Below are 14,091 nucleotides of genomic sequence, written 5' to 3'. Positions count from 1 at the left end.
AACCCGTTAACACAGGTTGAAAAACAGACGACTACCCCAAAATTTCTTATGTTTAAATCTAGTCTGATTTATGGCGTTTATTGTGTTAAAACACAGGCCGCAACACAACCCTAACCGCAATTAGCCCCTCCGGGAGGTATCACCGTGAGTCTGTTCGATAAAAAAGAGCTTGTTTACCAATCAGATGCATTGCCCGGACGCAATACACCGATGCCCGTTGCCAGTTTACATGCTGTTAACGAGCATTCAATGAGTCATGTTCCGGAAGGGATGGAAGTCGCCCTGTTCGCCATGGGCTGTTTTTGGGGCGTGGAACGCCTGTTCTGGCAGTTAGACGGTGTTTACAGCACCGCCGCGGGTTACACCGGCGGGTACACGCCGAACCCGACCTACCGCGAAGTCTGCTCCGGTCTGACCGGCCACGCGGAAGCGGTGCGGGTGGTATACGACCCGAAGGTGGTGAGTTATGAAAAACTGCTGCAGGTTTTCTGGGAAAACCACGATCCGGCGCAGGGCATGCGCCAGGGTAATGATTCTGGCACCCAGTACCGTTCCGGGATTTACCCGCTGACGCCAGAGCAAAGCGACGCCGCACAAGCCAGCCTTGCGCGCTTCCAGCAAGCGATGCGCAGCGCAGGCGACGCGCGCCAGGTGACCACGGAAATCAAACCTGCGACACCGTTCTATTACGCGGAAGATGAGCATCAGCAATATCTGTATAAAAACCCGCACGGCTACTGCGGTATCGGCGGTATTGGTGTTTGTTTGCCACCGCAGCTTAACCCTTAAAATATCAAAGGTTTTATCGCCGAAAAACGGTGCAAATTAAGCCTCTGGCAGCCTGCGACAGGCTTACGCTATACTACCCCTCGAAATTGCCGGTCCACCGCTTCGGGCCGGCTTTCATAAGTGTTTACCACATGGATATTCAAAAACCCCTTCCGAGGATCCGGTTAAAAGCTGGATAAATTATGTTAAACAGTATCTTAGTCATACTCTGTCTGATCGCGGTAAGTGCGTTTTTCTCGTTGTCTGAGATTTCACTCGCCGCATCGCGAAAAATTAAGCTCAAACTGCTTGCCGATGAAGGCAATATCAACGCGCAACGCATTCTGAAAATGCAGGAAACGCCCGGCACGTTCTTTACCGTGGTGCAAATCGGCTTGAACGCCGTCGCCATTCTTGGCGGTATCGTCGGCGACGCGGCGTTCTCTCCCGTTTTTCACAGCATGTTGATCAACGTGGTTTCGCCGGAAATGGCCGAACAGCTCAGCTTTATTATTTCGTTCTCGCTGGTAACCGGGTTGTTCATCCTGTTTGCCGATCTCACCCCGAAACGCATCGGTATGATTGCGCCTGAAGCAGTGGCTTTGCGTATCATCAACCCGATGCGCTTCTGCTTATTTGTTTTCCGCCCGCTGGTCTGGTTTTTCAACGGCCTGGCCAACGTCATTTTCCGCATCTTCAAGCTGCCGATGGCGCGTAAAGATGACATCACTTCTGACGATATTTACGCGGTGGTGGAAGCCGGTGCGTTAGCCGGGGTGTTGCGTAAGCAGGAACACGAACTGATTGAGAACGTGTTTGAACTGGAATCGCGCACCGTGCCATCGTCGATGACCTCGCGCGAAAACGTGATTTGGTTCGATCTGCACGAAGATGAGCAGAGCCTGAAAAAGAAAGTGTCGGAACATCCGCACTCGAAGTTTCTGGTCTGTAACGATGATATCGACCACATTGTCGGCTATGTCGACTCCAAAGATCTGCTCAACCGCGTGCTGGCAAACCAGAGCATGGCGCTGAATAGCGGCGTGCAGATCCGCAATACGTTGATTGTTCCGGATACATTAACGCTCTCTGAAGCGCTGGAAAGCTTCAAAACCGCAGGCGAAGACTTCGCGGTGATCATGAACGAATACGCGCTGGTGGTGGGCGTTATCACCCTTAACGATGTCATGACGACACTGATGGGCGATCTGGTCGGCCAGGTGGAAGAGATGATCGTCGCGCGTGATGAAAACTCGTGGCTGATTGACGGCGGCACACCGATTGATGACGTGATGCGCGTACTGGATATCGATGAATTCCCGCAGTCCGGTAACTACGAAACCATCGGCGGCTTTATGATGTTTATGCTGCGTAAAATCCCGAAACGCACCGATGCGGTGAAGTTTTCCGGCTACAAATTCGAGGTGGTGGACATTGATAACTACCGCATCGATCAGCTGCTGGTGACCCGCATCGATACCCGCGCGGCGGTGTTAACGCCGAAGCTGCCGGACGCCGAAGGTAAAGGCGCGGCGTAATCTGTCGCAGAAATGTCAACGGCCCCTTTGGGGCCGTTTTTTTATCGTATTTAAACTACTGCATAGCACAGCTGTTAAGCCATCTCGGTCTGCAAACGCAGCACCTGACGGTTAACTTCAGACATGACAGACAGATGCTGTTTGTCTTTCACTTTCGGGATCAGGATCTTGCCCTTATCGAACTCGAAAGCGCCAACGTCCTTGATATACAACCGTCCACGAAACAGGATTTTTACGTACTTAGCCACCTGAAGTGGGTTGTAACGCTGGAAAATTTTCATTCTTGTATCTCCTGTGAAACATTACGCTCTTGCGGTTCCACAATCGGACCAACGTAGGTGAGCGCAAATTTTAATGCTCAATGACTATAGTTCAGAACCTAACCCATACATAGTGTGAATAACTTTATTTACCTTTTGATGACAATTATTCAGAATATTCTTTTCAACACCTTACTCTGCGCAGTATAAGCCCACATTTTTTCACGGTTATGTGCGTTCGCCCGCAAACTGGCATCCAGATTGCGGGAAAAACGCATTGATCGCATTTATGATTAAAACGCGAGCCCAAGTGGTCGGATCACCTGCACAAACACAAGAGATAATAAGGAAACGCCATGACCCTACGTAACATCCTGGCAGCGACATGCCTGTTACTGCCGCTGGTTGCTTCAGCCCATAATTTTGAAAACAACCAACGCGTGCCGCCTGTGGGCATAGCCGACAGAGGGGAGTTGATACTGGATAACGATAAGTTTAGCTATAAAAAATGGAATAGCGCTCAACTTCCAGGCAAAGTGCGAGTGGTGCAGCATATTGCTGGTCGAACGTCAGCAAAAGAGAAGAATGCCGCGCTGATTGAAGCGATCAAATCCGCAAAGCTGCCGCACGATAAATACCAAACCACCACCATCGTTAACACCGATGATGCCATTCCCGGCAGCGCGATGTTTGTGCGCAGCAGTATCGAAAGCAATAAGAAGCTTTATCCGTGGTCACAATTTATTGTGGATAGCGAAGGCGTGACGCGCAAAGCCTGGAAGCTGGACGAGGAGAGCTCGGCGATTGTGGTGCTGGATAAAGACGGGCGCGTACAGTACGCAAAAGATGGCGGGCTGAGCCAGCAAGAGGTGCAGCAAGTCATCGACCTGCTGCACAAACTGCTTAATCAGTAGAGCGAGACCCGAAAGCCGGGGTTAAGGAAAGATTCACGCGGGGTGTAATCCAGAGTGCGCCCCTGCCAGTCGTGAACATGTGCCCCGGCGGCGACCGCCACCGCATGGCCTGCCGCGGTGTCCCAGACGCTGGTTGGCCCAAAGCGCGGGTAAAGCTGCGCTTTGCCTTCTGCCACCAGGCAAAACTTCAGCGAAGAGCCAATGGCGGTGGTCTGGTGTTCACCAAGATGCTGTAAATACTCTTTCAGTTCATCATCTGCATGTGAGCGGCTCACCACCACCAGCGGCGGACGCGCATCGCGTACCTGAATCTGCTGATGATGCCCCGCCTCATCTTTCCACGCCTTCCCTTCTGCGGCGGAATACATCACATTAAGCACCGGCGCGTAAACCACGCCAAGCACCGGTTTTCCGTTCTCAATCAGGGCGATATTGACGGTAAACTCGCCGTTACGCTTGATGAACTCTTTGGTGCCGTCCAGCGGATCCACCAGCCAGTAACGCCCCCATGTCTGGCGAACTTCCCAGGAGGGCGGATCTTCTTCTGACAGCACCGGAATGTCCGGCGTCAACGCCTGTAAACCGCGCACAATCACCCCGTGTGCGGCAATATCGGCGGCCGTCACCGGTGAGTCATCCACTTTGCTGGTGACTTCCATCGGCTTATGCCCGTCGTAGACCTGCATAATGGCATCGCCCGCTTCGCGCGCGAGCTGGCAAATTGCATCTAACATTTTCCACCTCTTCTGTTCAGTGGTTTGTAACTCATTGTTTTACTTATATCGTATTGCGGCGGAATCTGCCATCTGTGATAGCGATTGCGTTTTCTTTGCGCGCTTTTATGGCAGTATTCACAATTCTGTAAGCAACAAAATGTACATAACACTTTCTTTTGTGGCTTAGATCGAAAAAGGATGCCTCTGATGATTAAGTTTAGTGCAACGCTTCTGGCCACGCTGATTGCGGCCAGCGTGCAGGCTGCAACGGTGGATTTACGTATTCTGGAAACCACTGATTTGCATAGCAACATGATGGATTTTGATTACTACAAAGACACGGCGACGGAAAAATTCGGCCTGGTACGCACCGCAAGCCTGATTAACGCCGCGCGAAATGAAGTCAAAAACAGCGTGCTGGTGGATAACGGTGACTTAATCCAGGGCAGCCCGTTGGGCGATTACATGGCGGCGAAAGGGCTAAAAGCCGGGGAAGTTCACCCGGTGTATAAAGCGATGAACACCCTTGATTACGCCGTCGGTAACCTGGGCAACCACGAATTTAACTACGGTCTGGATTACCTGCACAAGGCGCTGGCTGGCGCGAAATTCCCCTATGTGAACGCCAATATCATTGATGCGAAAAGCAAAAAACCGCTGTTCACGCCTTACTTAATCAAAGAGACGCCGGTCACCGACAGCGACGGCAAAACGCACACGCTGCGCATCGGTTATATCGGCTTTGTACCGCCGCAGATCATGGTCTGGGATAAAGCCAACCTGAGCGGCAAAGTGACGGTGAACGACATCACCGAAACCGCGCGTAAATATGTGCCGGAAATGCGCGCCAAAGGGGCCGATCTGGTGGTCGTGGTCGCACACTCCGGGCTGTCGGCGGAGCCGTATCAGGCGATGGCGGAAAACTCCGTTTATTACCTCAGCGAAGTGCCAGGCGTTGATGCGATCCTGTTTGGTCACGCTCACGCTGTTTTCCCGGGTAAAGATTTCGCGGCGATAAAAGGCGCGGATATCCAGAAAGGAACGTTGAACGGTATTCCGTCCGTGATGCCGGGCATGTGGGGCGATCATCTTGGCGTGGTCGATCTGGTGCTGAACAATGATTCTGGCAAATGGCAGGTACGCGAATCCAAAGCCGAAGCGCGCCCGATTTATGACGCCGCGGCGAAAAAAGCCCTCGTTGGCGAGGACACTAAACTGGTGCAGATCCTCAAACACGATCACGACGCCACCCGCGAGTTTGTCAGCAAGCCGATCGGCAAATCTGCCGACAACATGTACAGCTACCTGGCGCTGGTGCAGGACGATCCGACCGTGCAGGTGGTGAACAATGCGCAGAAAGCCTATGTCGAACACTTTATTCAGGGCGATCCGGATCTGGCGAAACTGCCGGTGCTTTCCGCTGCCGCGCCGTTTAAAGTGGGCGGTCGCAAAAACGATCCCGCCAGTTATGTCGAAGTGGAAAAAGGCCAGTTAACCTTCCGCAATGCCGCCGATTTGTACCTCTACCCGAACACGCTGGTGGTGGTGAAAGCGACCGGTAAAGAGGTTAAAGAGTGGCTGGAGTGCTCCGCCGGTCAGTTTAACCAGATCGATCCGCACAGCGATAAGCCGCAAAGCCTGATCAACTGGGACGGTTTCCGCACCTATAACTTCGATGTGATCGATGGTGTGAACTACCAGATTGATGTCACGCAACCGGCGCGCTACGACGGCGAATGCCAGAGCGTTAACCCGCAGGCGGAACGCATTAAGAATCTGACCTTTAACGGCAAGCCGATTGATCCGAACGCCGTGTTCCTTGTGGCGACCAATAACTACCGCGCCTACGGCGGCAAGTTTGCCGGTACCGGCGACAGCCATATCGCTTTTGCCTCGCCGGATGAAAACCGCGCGGTGCTGGCGAAATGGATAAGCGATGAAACCAAACAGAAAGGGGAAATCCATCCGGCTGCCGACAACAACTGGCAACTGGCACCAATCCACAGCGACGCGAAGCTGGATATTCGTTTTGAAACCGCGCCCACGGACAAAGCCGCCGCGTTTATCAAAGAGAAAGCTCGCTACCCGATGGCGAAAGTCGCCAATGACGATATCGGCTTTGCTATCTATAACATCCAGCTAAACAAATAATTATTCCACCAATGCCTGCTGGCCTTCCCGTTCATCGCGGAAGGCCAGTACCTGCTCGATATTCAGCTCGATCCAGTCGGCAAGCGCCGCGACCTTCTCGCTGACCTGCTCACCCAGCGGGGTCAGACTATATTCAACATGCGGCGGAACGACGGGATACGACACGCGGTTAATAAAACCATCCTGCTCCAGCCATTGCAGGCTCTGCGCCAGCATCTTTTCACTGACGCCGCCCATTTTGCGGCGCAAATCGCTAAAGCGGTGAGTGCCCTCGCGTAGCGCCACCAGTATCAGCACGCCCCAGCGGCTGGTGACGTGTTTCAGAACATCCCGCGAGGGACACTGCTCGGCGAACAGATTGCCGTCGCGCATCTGTTCACTCAACGTTTGCGGTCGGAGTTGCGTTTTCATACTTACCTTTTTGTACGTACTTACTAAAAGTTAGTTAAGGTGTTAGCGTACCACAACACTCACCGAACACCGAAGGAGAATACTCATGATCGCACTCACCGGCGCGACCGGCCAACTGGGCCAGTTTGTGGTAGAAGAGCTGCTGAAAACCGTGGCGGCAAAAGAGATTGTCGCTATCGTCCGTAACCCGGCGAAAGCCGAAGCGCTCAGCAAACAAGGCGTACTGGTGCGCCAGGCCGATTATGGCGACCAGGCCGCGTTAACCCAGGCGTTAGCAGGCGTGAACAAGCTGCTGCTGATCTCCAGTAGCGAAGTGGGCCAGCGCGCCGCGCAACACCGCAATGTGATAAACGCCGCCAAAGCCGCCGGGGTGAAATTCATTGCTTACACCAGCCTGCTGCACGCCGATAAATCCCCGCTTGGCCTGCACGTTGAACACGTTGAAACCGAGAAAATGCTCGCCGATTCCGGTATTCCTTACACCCTGCTGCGTAACGGCTGGTATAGCGAAAACTACCTGGCAAGCGCACCAGCGGCGCTGGCGCACGGGGTATTTATTGGCGCCGCCGGTGACGGCAAAATCGCCTCTGCTACTCGCGCCGATTACGCTGCCGCCGCCGCGCGCGTAATAAGCGAAGAAGGGCATGCGGGCAAAGTGTATGAACTGGCCGGTGATCACGGCTGGACGCTCACTGAACTGGCCGCGCTGCTCAGCAAAGCCAGCGGTAAAAACGTGGTCTACCAGAACCTGAGCGAAGCCGATTTCGCCGCCGCGCTGAAAGGTGCTGGCCTGCCGGACTGGCTCGCCACCATGCTGGCGGATTCCGATGCGGGTGCCGCCAAAGGTGGCCTGTTTGATGACAGTAAAACGCTCAGCAAATTGATTGGCCGCCCGACCACGTCGATTGAAAAGAGCGTCAACGACCTCCTGTAAAGGTTACAAAGTGGTTAATTTTTGTAGCCTCCCGCCGGGTCATCCCTAATAATGAAGGGATGACCCGTGTGGAGAGAGACCGTGGAAGGCGTACCCGAACAGTTTACTGACGAGCGAGATTGCGCGCGCTTTCGCCACCTGGCGTTACTGCCGGGGGTGGAGCTGTACCACGCGCATATTTCGCGTTACGCCTTTGAGCCGCACACTCATGAAGCGTTTGGTATTGGCGCTATCGAAGCCGGTGCCGAACGCTTTCGTTATCGCGGTACGCAGTATGTCGCGCCGATGCATTCCGTGGTCACCATGAACCCTGACGAGCTGCACACCGGCGAGGCGGAAACCGCCGACGGCTGGCGCTATCGCATGGTTTATCTTGAGCCCGAACTGCTCGAAGAGGTCACCGGGATCCGCCACTGGTGGTTTAGCGATGTGATGCGTCACGATCCGCTGCGCACCCGGCAGATCTGCGCACAGATCCACGGCTTGTGGCACACCGACGATCCGCTGGCGCAACAGGGAATTTTGCTGGATCTTATCGATACCTTCCGTCCGCTGGCGCACCATGCGCCGCAGCGCCCGGAAGGCGCGCACCGGTTTGAGCGCGTGCGCGATTACCTGCATGACAACTATATGCACAGCCTGACGCTCGACGAGCTGGCGAAAGTCGCGGCGCTCAGCCCGTACCATTTTCAACGCCAGTTCAAGGCGCATTTTCATGTCACCCCGCATCAGATGCTGATGGCGATCCGCCTGTGGCGCGCCAAATCGTTTCTGACTCAGGGCATGCCCGCCGCCGATGTCGCCGCCGTTACCGGCCTCACCGATCAATCACACCTGACCCGCGCGTTTACACACCGCTACGGCATCACGCCGGTGCGTTACCAAAAGCAGGTTACGCGCCGTTAATGCGCAATCTCATACAATATTCCCGCCCGTCGCTCTCCTACACTGTCCGCTGCCGATGTAAACGCAGGTGGAATGATGATTAGTGGTGTGTTGTATGCCCTGCTCGCCGGGCTATTTTGGGGGCTTATTTTTGTCGGGCCGTTGATCGTGCCGGATTATCCGGCGGCGCTGCAATCCACCGGGCGCTATCTGGCGCTGGGGATTATCGCCCTGCCGCTGGCGTGGCTCGGTCGCGCGCGTTTGCGCCAGCTTACGCGCAGCGACTGGTTCACAGCCTTATGGCTGACGATCATGGGCAACCTTGTCTATTACGTCTGCCTGGCAAGCGCCATTCAGCGTACGGGCGCGCCGGTGTCGACGATGATTATCGCCACGCTGCCGGTGGTGATCCCGGTATGCGCTAACCTGCTCTATAGCCAGCGTGACGGCAAACTCGCATGGCGGCGGCTGGCTCCCGCGCTACTCTGCATTGCGCTTGGGTTAGGCTGCGTCAATATCGCCGAACTGCGCCACGGGCTGCCGAATTTCAGCGGCTGGCGCTACGGTTCCGGTATTGTGCTGGCTTTCACTTCGGTCGCCTGTTGGGCCTGGTATGCGCTACGCAATGCCCGCTGGCTGCGGGAAAACCCGGACAAAAACCCGATGATGTGGGCCACGGCACAAGCGCTGGTGACGCTACCGGTGTCACTGGTGGGCTATATTGCGGCGTGCCTGTGGCTTGGTGTTCAGCAACCGGATTTCACCCTGCCCTTCGGCCCACGTCCGCTGATGTTTATTACGCTGATGTTCACCATTGCGGTGCTCTGCTCGTGGGTGGGCGCGTTGTGCTGGAACATTGCCAGCCAGCGCTTACCGACGGTGATTGTCGGCCCGTTGATTGTCTTTGAAACCCTGGCCGGGCTGCTCTATACCTTTGTGCTGCGCCAAAGCCTGCCGCCGCTGCTCACCGTCTGCGGTATTGCCTTGCTGGTCGGCGGCGTGTTGATGGCGGTACTGTCGAAGCCGGAAAAAGCCAGCATCACCGCACTAAGGACCGAATAAACCGCCGCATTCGTAGTGCTTTCTCGCCGACACGCGGCGTGAAAATCAGGCGTCGGGCCGTTCGGTAAGAGTGAATGCCACACAATCAGGCACTGCCACTCTGTGCCGCTGAGTGCCTCCCCCGCCTGTGGTTTTCAAATGGGCATAAAAAAACCCGGCATATGCCGGGTTTCGGGAGAGCGACGCAACCGTTATCAGAACGTTTCCCAGTTGGCTTCGCTGAAGCTTTCCGTCGCTTTGGCCTGCGGTTTGCTGACTGGCGTGACTAACGCCGGACGGCGTGCGCTGCGCGTACGGTTGACCTTGAATACCGCCACGGTTTCAGTCAAGCGCGCGGCCTGCTCTTCCAGTGCTGCAGCGGCAGCCGCAGACTCTTCTACCAGCGAGGCGTTCTGCTGGGTAACGCGGTCCATCTCGGCAACGGCCTGGCCTACCTGATCGATACCACGACTCTGCTCGTCAGAAGCAGACGAGATTTCGCCCATGATGTCGGTCACGCGCGTGACGGCGCTGACGATTTCAGCCATGGTTTCCCCGGCTTCATGCACCAGGGCGGCACCCGCATTGACACGATTACCAGAGTCTTCAATCAGCCCTTTAATCTCTTTTGCTGCCTGCGCACTGCGCTGCGCCAGGGTACGCACTTCGCCCGCCACCACGGCAAAGCCTCGGCCCTGCTCGCCCGCACGGGCCGCTTCAACGGCGGCGTTCAGCGCCAGGATGTTGGTCTGGAAGGCGATACCGTCAATCACGTTGGTGATTTGCGCGATTTTGCTGGAACTGGTGGCAATCTCATCCATGGTGCGCACCACACCATCTACCACTTCCCCACCTTTCTTCGCGGTACCGGACGCGTTCAGCGCCAGTTGCGTTGCCTGACGGGCGTTGTCGGCGTTCTGTTTCACCGTGGCAGTAAGCTGCTCCATGCTGGCGGCGGTCTCTTCCAGCGACGCGGCTTGCTGCTCGGTGCGTGAAGAGAGATCGTTACTGCCAGCGGAAATTTCACCCGCGCCGGTGTAAATGGTATCGGCGCCGTCGCGCACTACGCTGACGGTTTTCACCAGCGACTGCTGCATTTCCTGCACATTCTGCGCCAGCAGCGCCATTTCGTTTTTGCCTTCGGCATCAATGTCATGCGTCAAATCGCCGCTTGCGATGTGGCGGATATGGCTCATCACCTCATGCAACGGCTTCAGCAGGACGCGCTGCATCGCAACCCAGCTCATGACGATCACTGCCAGCACGACCAGCATCACCGTACCGAGGATCCACAGGATACGCTGGTAATCGCGTTCATTCTGGACGATCCCTTCACTCGCCAGTACGGTTTGCGCATCGCGCCACGCGCGATAGCTCTTCTGCATGGCAACTTGTTTCGCTTCGGCGTTCTGGCGGAACATATCTTCCAGACTACCGGCGAGCAGCAGACGGTTCATCTCTGTCAACGTCGCATGGTAGATGCCGTATTGCGTTTCCAGATCTTTCGACAGCGCTTTATCCAGCCCTGGCGTGTCCGGAATGGTTTTGTACTTCTCGAAATGCTGTTGCGCCTGGTTCAGCAAGTTGGTGGCCGTTTGCGCCAGTTCATTAAGCTGACCGCCATTAATCTGGCTGGCGGTGCTGCTTTGCAGACGCAGCATGCCGCGGTTCAGCGTCACACGCGCCTGGTTAAGGCTGATCCAGGCATCGGTAAATTCGGAAACGTTCTGGCTGGAAACCTGAGAAACGTTGAAGTTGTTTTTATCGTTATTAAGCGCACTGATGAACACGCCAGCGGAGATCAGCTGCATTGCACCAAGTACAAGTAATACCATGATTAATAAAGTAATAACTTTTATTCTTTTGAACATTGTAAGCCTTTATAGCGTGCAGGATATTGTCTGGAGTCTTGGTATCGGCAGCGAAGCGAAGTTGTTTAATTGTGATGCAAGTCGCAATCCAGTAATTTCCAATAAAAACACCGCTATTCAACATGTTAAATTCGTAAGATTTTTTGTGATGAATATCACAGTTTTTCGTGTAAGAAAGGAATAAGGCGATTTCCGCCACCCCAAAAGGGGTATATCATCGGCTTAAAGATGCATTTAAAATGCATCTTATAAATTACACATGAGGTAACTGCTATGGCTTTCCGCGATCAACCCCTGGGTGAGCTGGCGCTCTCTATCCCCCGCGCCTCCGCACTGTTCCGTAAATATGATATGGATTACTGCTGCGGCGGTAAGCAGACGCTGGGACGTTCTGCGGCCCGCAAAGAGCTGGATATTGACGTCATCGAAGCCGAGCTGGCGACGCTTGCCGAGCAGCCGATTGAGAAAGACTGGCGCGTGGCGGGGCTGGCGGAAATCATTGACCACATTATCGTGCGTTACCATGACCGTCACCGCGAACAACTGCCGGAACTGATCCTGCAGGCCACCAAAGTCGAGCGCGTCCACGCCGATAAACCGAACGTGCCGCGCGGTTTAACCAAATACCTGACCATGCTGCATGAAGAGCTTTCCAGCCACATGATGAAAGAGGAGCAGATCCTGTTCCCGATGATCAAACAGGGTATGGGTTCGCAGGCGATGGGGCCGATAAGCGTAATGGAGAGCGAGCACGATGAAGCGGGCGAACTGCTGGAAGTGATCAAACACATTACCAATAACGTCACCCCGCCGCCGGAAGCCTGCACCACCTGGAAAGCGATGTATAACGGCATCAATACCTTGATTGACGATCTGATGGAACACATCAGCCTGGAAAACAACAATCTGTTCCCGCGTGCCCTCGCTGGCGAATAAATAAAGGCGCCCGAGAGCGCCCTGATTCATGGAAGTTTAGAGCCGCCGCGCGGCTCTTTTTTTATGGCTGGCGGTTAGCCAGACGCTTTTTGCCCGCGTACAGCCAGCCCGCGCCCAGCACCACAAACCACAACGGCGTCACGATCAGCGCCTGGCGGGTATCTGCTTCCAGCGTCAGCAGCACCAGTACAAAGACGAAGAACGCCATGCATACCCAGCACATCAGTTTGCCCAGCGGCATTTTGTAGTTCGACTTTTCATGCAACTGCGGGCGCTGCTTACGGTACACCAGGTACGAGCAGAGGATGATCGTCCAGACGAACATAAACAGGATCGCCGATACGGTGGTGATCATGGTGAACGCAGCAATCGCGCTCGGATTGACATACAGCATCACCACGCCGCCCAGCAGGCAGATACAGGAGAAGGTCAGCCCTTTCGCCGGTACCGCGCGTTTAGAGAGCTTAGCGAACGCTTTCGGCGCCACGCCATCCTGCGCCAGGCCGAACAGCATCCGGCTGGTGGAGAAGACGCCGCTGTTGGCGGAAGACGCCGCCGATGTCAGCACTACGAAGTTGATAATGCTCGCCGCCGCCGGAATACCCACCAGCACGAACAACTCAACAAACGGGCTCTTATCCGCCACCACGGAACTCCACGGTGTCACCGACATGATCACAATCAGCGCGAAAACGTAGAACATAATGATGCGCACCGGGATCGAGTTGATGGCGCGCGGCAGGGATTTCTCCGGATCTTTGGTTTCCGCTGCGGTCGTACCGACCAGCTCAATCCCCACAAAAGCAAACACCGCGATCTGGAAACCAGCAAAGAACCCGCTGATGCCTTTCGGGAACCAGCCGCCGTCATTCCACAGATGCGAGAAGGAAGCTTCAACGCCGGTCGGGGATTTAAAGTGCATCAGCACCATCACCACACCCACGATGATCAGCGCGACAATGGCGACGATTTTGATCATCGCAAACCAGAATTCCATCTCGCCGAACATTTTTACCGTCGCGAGATTGAGGCTCAGCAGCACGACGACAACGGTCAGCGCCGCTACCCAATCGGCAAGGCCGGGGAACCAGAACTGCGCGTAAGCCGTGATGGCGACGACATCGGCCATGCCGGTCACTACCCAGCAAAACCAGTATGTCCAGCCGGTAAAATACCCCGCCCACGGGCCTAACAGGTCGGCGGCGAAGTCGCTAAAGGATTTGTATTCGAGATTCGACAGCAGTAATTCACCCATGGCGCGCATGACGAAAAACAGCATAAAGCCGATGATCATATAGACAAAAATGATCGACGGACCGGCGAGGCTGATGGTTTTCCCGGAGCCCATAAACAGCCCGGTCCCGATGGCACCGCCAATGGCGATGAGCTGAATATGCCGGTTTGTGAGATTTCGCCGTAGCGACTGTTCAGTCGACGCCTGTTCGTCGGCCACGACTTTAACCTGATCTACCATGTTGTATTCCTGTCTGTGTTGTTGGGGCTCTACTGGCCTTTTTTAGTTGCGTGTTCCGCCCTTGTATGGACGCAAAGATATTAGGTAAGAATCGGCGGGATGAATACTCGGAATTAAAAACAATGTTAAATATTTGTTTAAAGTGAGTGTCATATCACTCAGGTAACGCGAAATAGCTCACAAAAATACACC

13 protein-coding genes are annotated in these 14,091 nt (G+C 54.9%); 8 read left to right on the top strand and 5 right to left on the bottom strand.

Annotated elements, in window-relative coordinates:
* Positions 1-144: 144 nt before the first annotated feature.
* Entirely contained in the window at positions 145-789 is a 645-nt protein-coding gene (msrA, locus tag O3S68_RS21125) for a peptide-methionine (S)-S-oxide reductase MsrA (RefSeq protein ID WP_269232398.1), read from the top strand.
* A 182-nt stretch (positions 790-971) separates the two neighbouring features.
* Positions 972-2,306 carry a hemolysin family protein gene (locus O3S68_RS21120; RefSeq protein ID WP_020456266.1) on the top strand — a complete coding sequence of 445 codons (1,335 nt, stop codon included), beginning with the start codon at positions 972-974 and terminating at the stop codon, positions 2,304-2,306.
* 74 nt (positions 2,307-2,380) lie between these two features.
* Here the strand turns inward: O3S68_RS21120 and O3S68_RS21115 are convergent, their stop codons facing one another.
* Positions 2,381-2,587, bottom strand: a complete 207-nt coding sequence (locus O3S68_RS21115) for a DUF1107 domain-containing protein (RefSeq protein WP_004857160.1) — start codon at positions 2,585-2,587, stop codon at positions 2,381-2,383.
* Between the two features lie 335 nt (positions 2,588-2,922).
* Here O3S68_RS21115 and O3S68_RS21110 point away from each other — a divergent pair, with 335 nt between their 5' ends.
* Positions 2,923-3,480, top strand: a complete 558-nt coding sequence (locus O3S68_RS21110) for a YtfJ family protein (RefSeq protein ID WP_017459133.1) — start codon at positions 2,923-2,925, stop codon at positions 3,478-3,480.
* Here O3S68_RS21110 and cysQ read toward each other — a convergent pair.
* Positions 3,474-4,214, bottom strand: a complete 741-nt coding sequence (gene cysQ / locus O3S68_RS21105; protein WP_045513692.1) for a 3'(2'),5'-bisphosphate nucleotidase CysQ — start codon at positions 4,212-4,214, stop codon at positions 3,474-3,476. The genes O3S68_RS21110 and cysQ overlap by 7 nt on opposite strands.
* A 189-nt stretch (positions 4,215-4,403) precedes the next feature.
* Between cysQ and O3S68_RS21100 the strand changes: the two genes are divergently transcribed.
* Positions 4,404-6,347, top strand: coding sequence for a bifunctional 2',3'-cyclic-nucleotide 2'-phosphodiesterase/3'-nucleotidase (locus O3S68_RS21100; protein WP_269232397.1), 1,944 nt, complete (start codon positions 4,404-4,406; stop codon positions 6,345-6,347).
* Here the strand turns inward: O3S68_RS21100 and O3S68_RS21095 are convergent, their stop codons facing one another.
* Positions 6,348-6,758: a winged helix-turn-helix transcriptional regulator gene (locus O3S68_RS21095; protein WP_045513697.1), complete on the bottom strand. Its 411-nt coding sequence runs from the start codon at positions 6,756-6,758 to the stop codon at positions 6,348-6,350.
* An 85-nt stretch (positions 6,759-6,843) separates the two neighbouring features.
* On the opposite strand from O3S68_RS21095, the gene O3S68_RS21090 reads away from it, so the two are divergent.
* From O3S68_RS21090 to O3S68_RS21080, 3 genes are all read left to right on the top strand, one after another.
* Positions 6,844-7,692: an SDR family oxidoreductase gene (locus O3S68_RS21090; protein WP_045513699.1), complete on the top strand. Its 849-nt coding sequence runs from the start codon at positions 6,844-6,846 to the stop codon at positions 7,690-7,692.
* Positions 7,693-7,773: 81 nt separating this feature from the next.
* Positions 7,774-8,598, top strand: a complete 825-nt coding sequence (locus O3S68_RS21085; protein WP_020456261.1) for an AraC family transcriptional regulator — start codon at positions 7,774-7,776, stop codon at positions 8,596-8,598.
* 75 nt (positions 8,599-8,673) lie between these two features.
* A complete protein-coding gene (locus tag O3S68_RS21080; protein ID WP_269232440.1) occupies positions 8,674-9,639 on the top strand; it encodes a DMT family transporter in 966 nt (321 codons plus the stop codon).
* A gap of 194 nt (positions 9,640-9,833) precedes the next feature.
* Here O3S68_RS21080 and O3S68_RS21075 read toward each other — a convergent pair whose 3' ends face one another.
* Positions 9,834-11,489, bottom strand: a complete 1,656-nt coding sequence (locus tag O3S68_RS21075) for a methyl-accepting chemotaxis protein (protein ID WP_269232396.1) — start codon at positions 11,487-11,489, stop codon at positions 9,834-9,836.
* Between the two features lie 273 nt (positions 11,490-11,762).
* Here O3S68_RS21075 and ytfE point away from each other — a divergent pair, with 273 nt between their 5' ends.
* Positions 11,763-12,425, top strand: a complete 663-nt coding sequence (gene ytfE, locus O3S68_RS21070; protein WP_020456257.1) for an iron-sulfur cluster repair protein YtfE — start codon at positions 11,763-11,765, stop codon at positions 12,423-12,425.
* A gap of 61 nt (positions 12,426-12,486) precedes the next feature.
* Here the strand turns inward: ytfE and cycA are convergent, their stop codons facing one another.
* Complete coding sequence (cycA, locus tag O3S68_RS21065; RefSeq protein ID WP_269232395.1) at positions 12,487-13,899, bottom strand: D-serine/D-alanine/glycine transporter; 1,413 nt, start codon at positions 13,897-13,899, stop codon at positions 12,487-12,489.
* Positions 13,900-14,091 lie beyond the last annotated feature (192 nt).

Origin of the sequence: Kosakonia sp. SOY2, assembly GCF_027109175.1 — a bacterium.
In the GTDB taxonomy this organism is placed as follows: Bacteria; Pseudomonadota; Gammaproteobacteria; order Enterobacterales; family Enterobacteriaceae; genus Kosakonia.
This window is presented reverse-complemented; position numbering and strand designations above follow the sequence as displayed.

Excerpts from the sequence above, each read along its gene's own strand:
- O3S68_RS21120 (WP_020456266.1), top strand. The coding sequence starts at position 972 with ATGTTAAACAGTATCTTAGTCATACTCTGTCTGATCGCGGTAAGTGCG.
- O3S68_RS21115 (WP_004857160.1), bottom strand. The coding sequence starts at position 2,587 with ATGAAAATTTTCCAGCGTTACAACCCACTTCAGGTGGCTAAGTACGTA.
- O3S68_RS21110 (WP_017459133.1), top strand. The coding sequence starts at position 2,923 with ATGACCCTACGTAACATCCTGGCAGCGACATGCCTGTTACTGCCGCTG.
- cysQ (WP_045513692.1), bottom strand. The coding sequence starts at position 4,214 with ATGTTAGATGCAATTTGCCAGCTCGCGCGCGAAGCGGGCGATGCCATT.
- O3S68_RS21100 (WP_269232397.1), top strand. The coding sequence starts at position 4,404 with ATGATTAAGTTTAGTGCAACGCTTCTGGCCACGCTGATTGCGGCCAGC.
- O3S68_RS21095 (WP_045513697.1), bottom strand. The coding sequence starts at position 6,758 with ATGAAAACGCAACTCCGACCGCAAACGTTGAGTGAACAGATGCGCGAC.
- O3S68_RS21090 (WP_045513699.1), top strand. The coding sequence starts at position 6,844 with ATGATCGCACTCACCGGCGCGACCGGCCAACTGGGCCAGTTTGTGGTA.
- O3S68_RS21080 (WP_269232440.1), top strand. The coding sequence starts at position 8,674 with ATGATTAGTGGTGTGTTGTATGCCCTGCTCGCCGGGCTATTTTGGGGG.
- O3S68_RS21075 (WP_269232396.1), bottom strand. The coding sequence starts at position 11,489 with ATGTTCAAAAGAATAAAAGTTATTACTTTATTAATCATGGTATTACTT.
- ytfE (WP_020456257.1), top strand. The coding sequence starts at position 11,763 with ATGGCTTTCCGCGATCAACCCCTGGGTGAGCTGGCGCTCTCTATCCCC.
- cycA (WP_269232395.1), bottom strand. The coding sequence starts at position 13,899 with ATGGTAGATCAGGTTAAAGTCGTGGCCGACGAACAGGCGTCGACTGAA.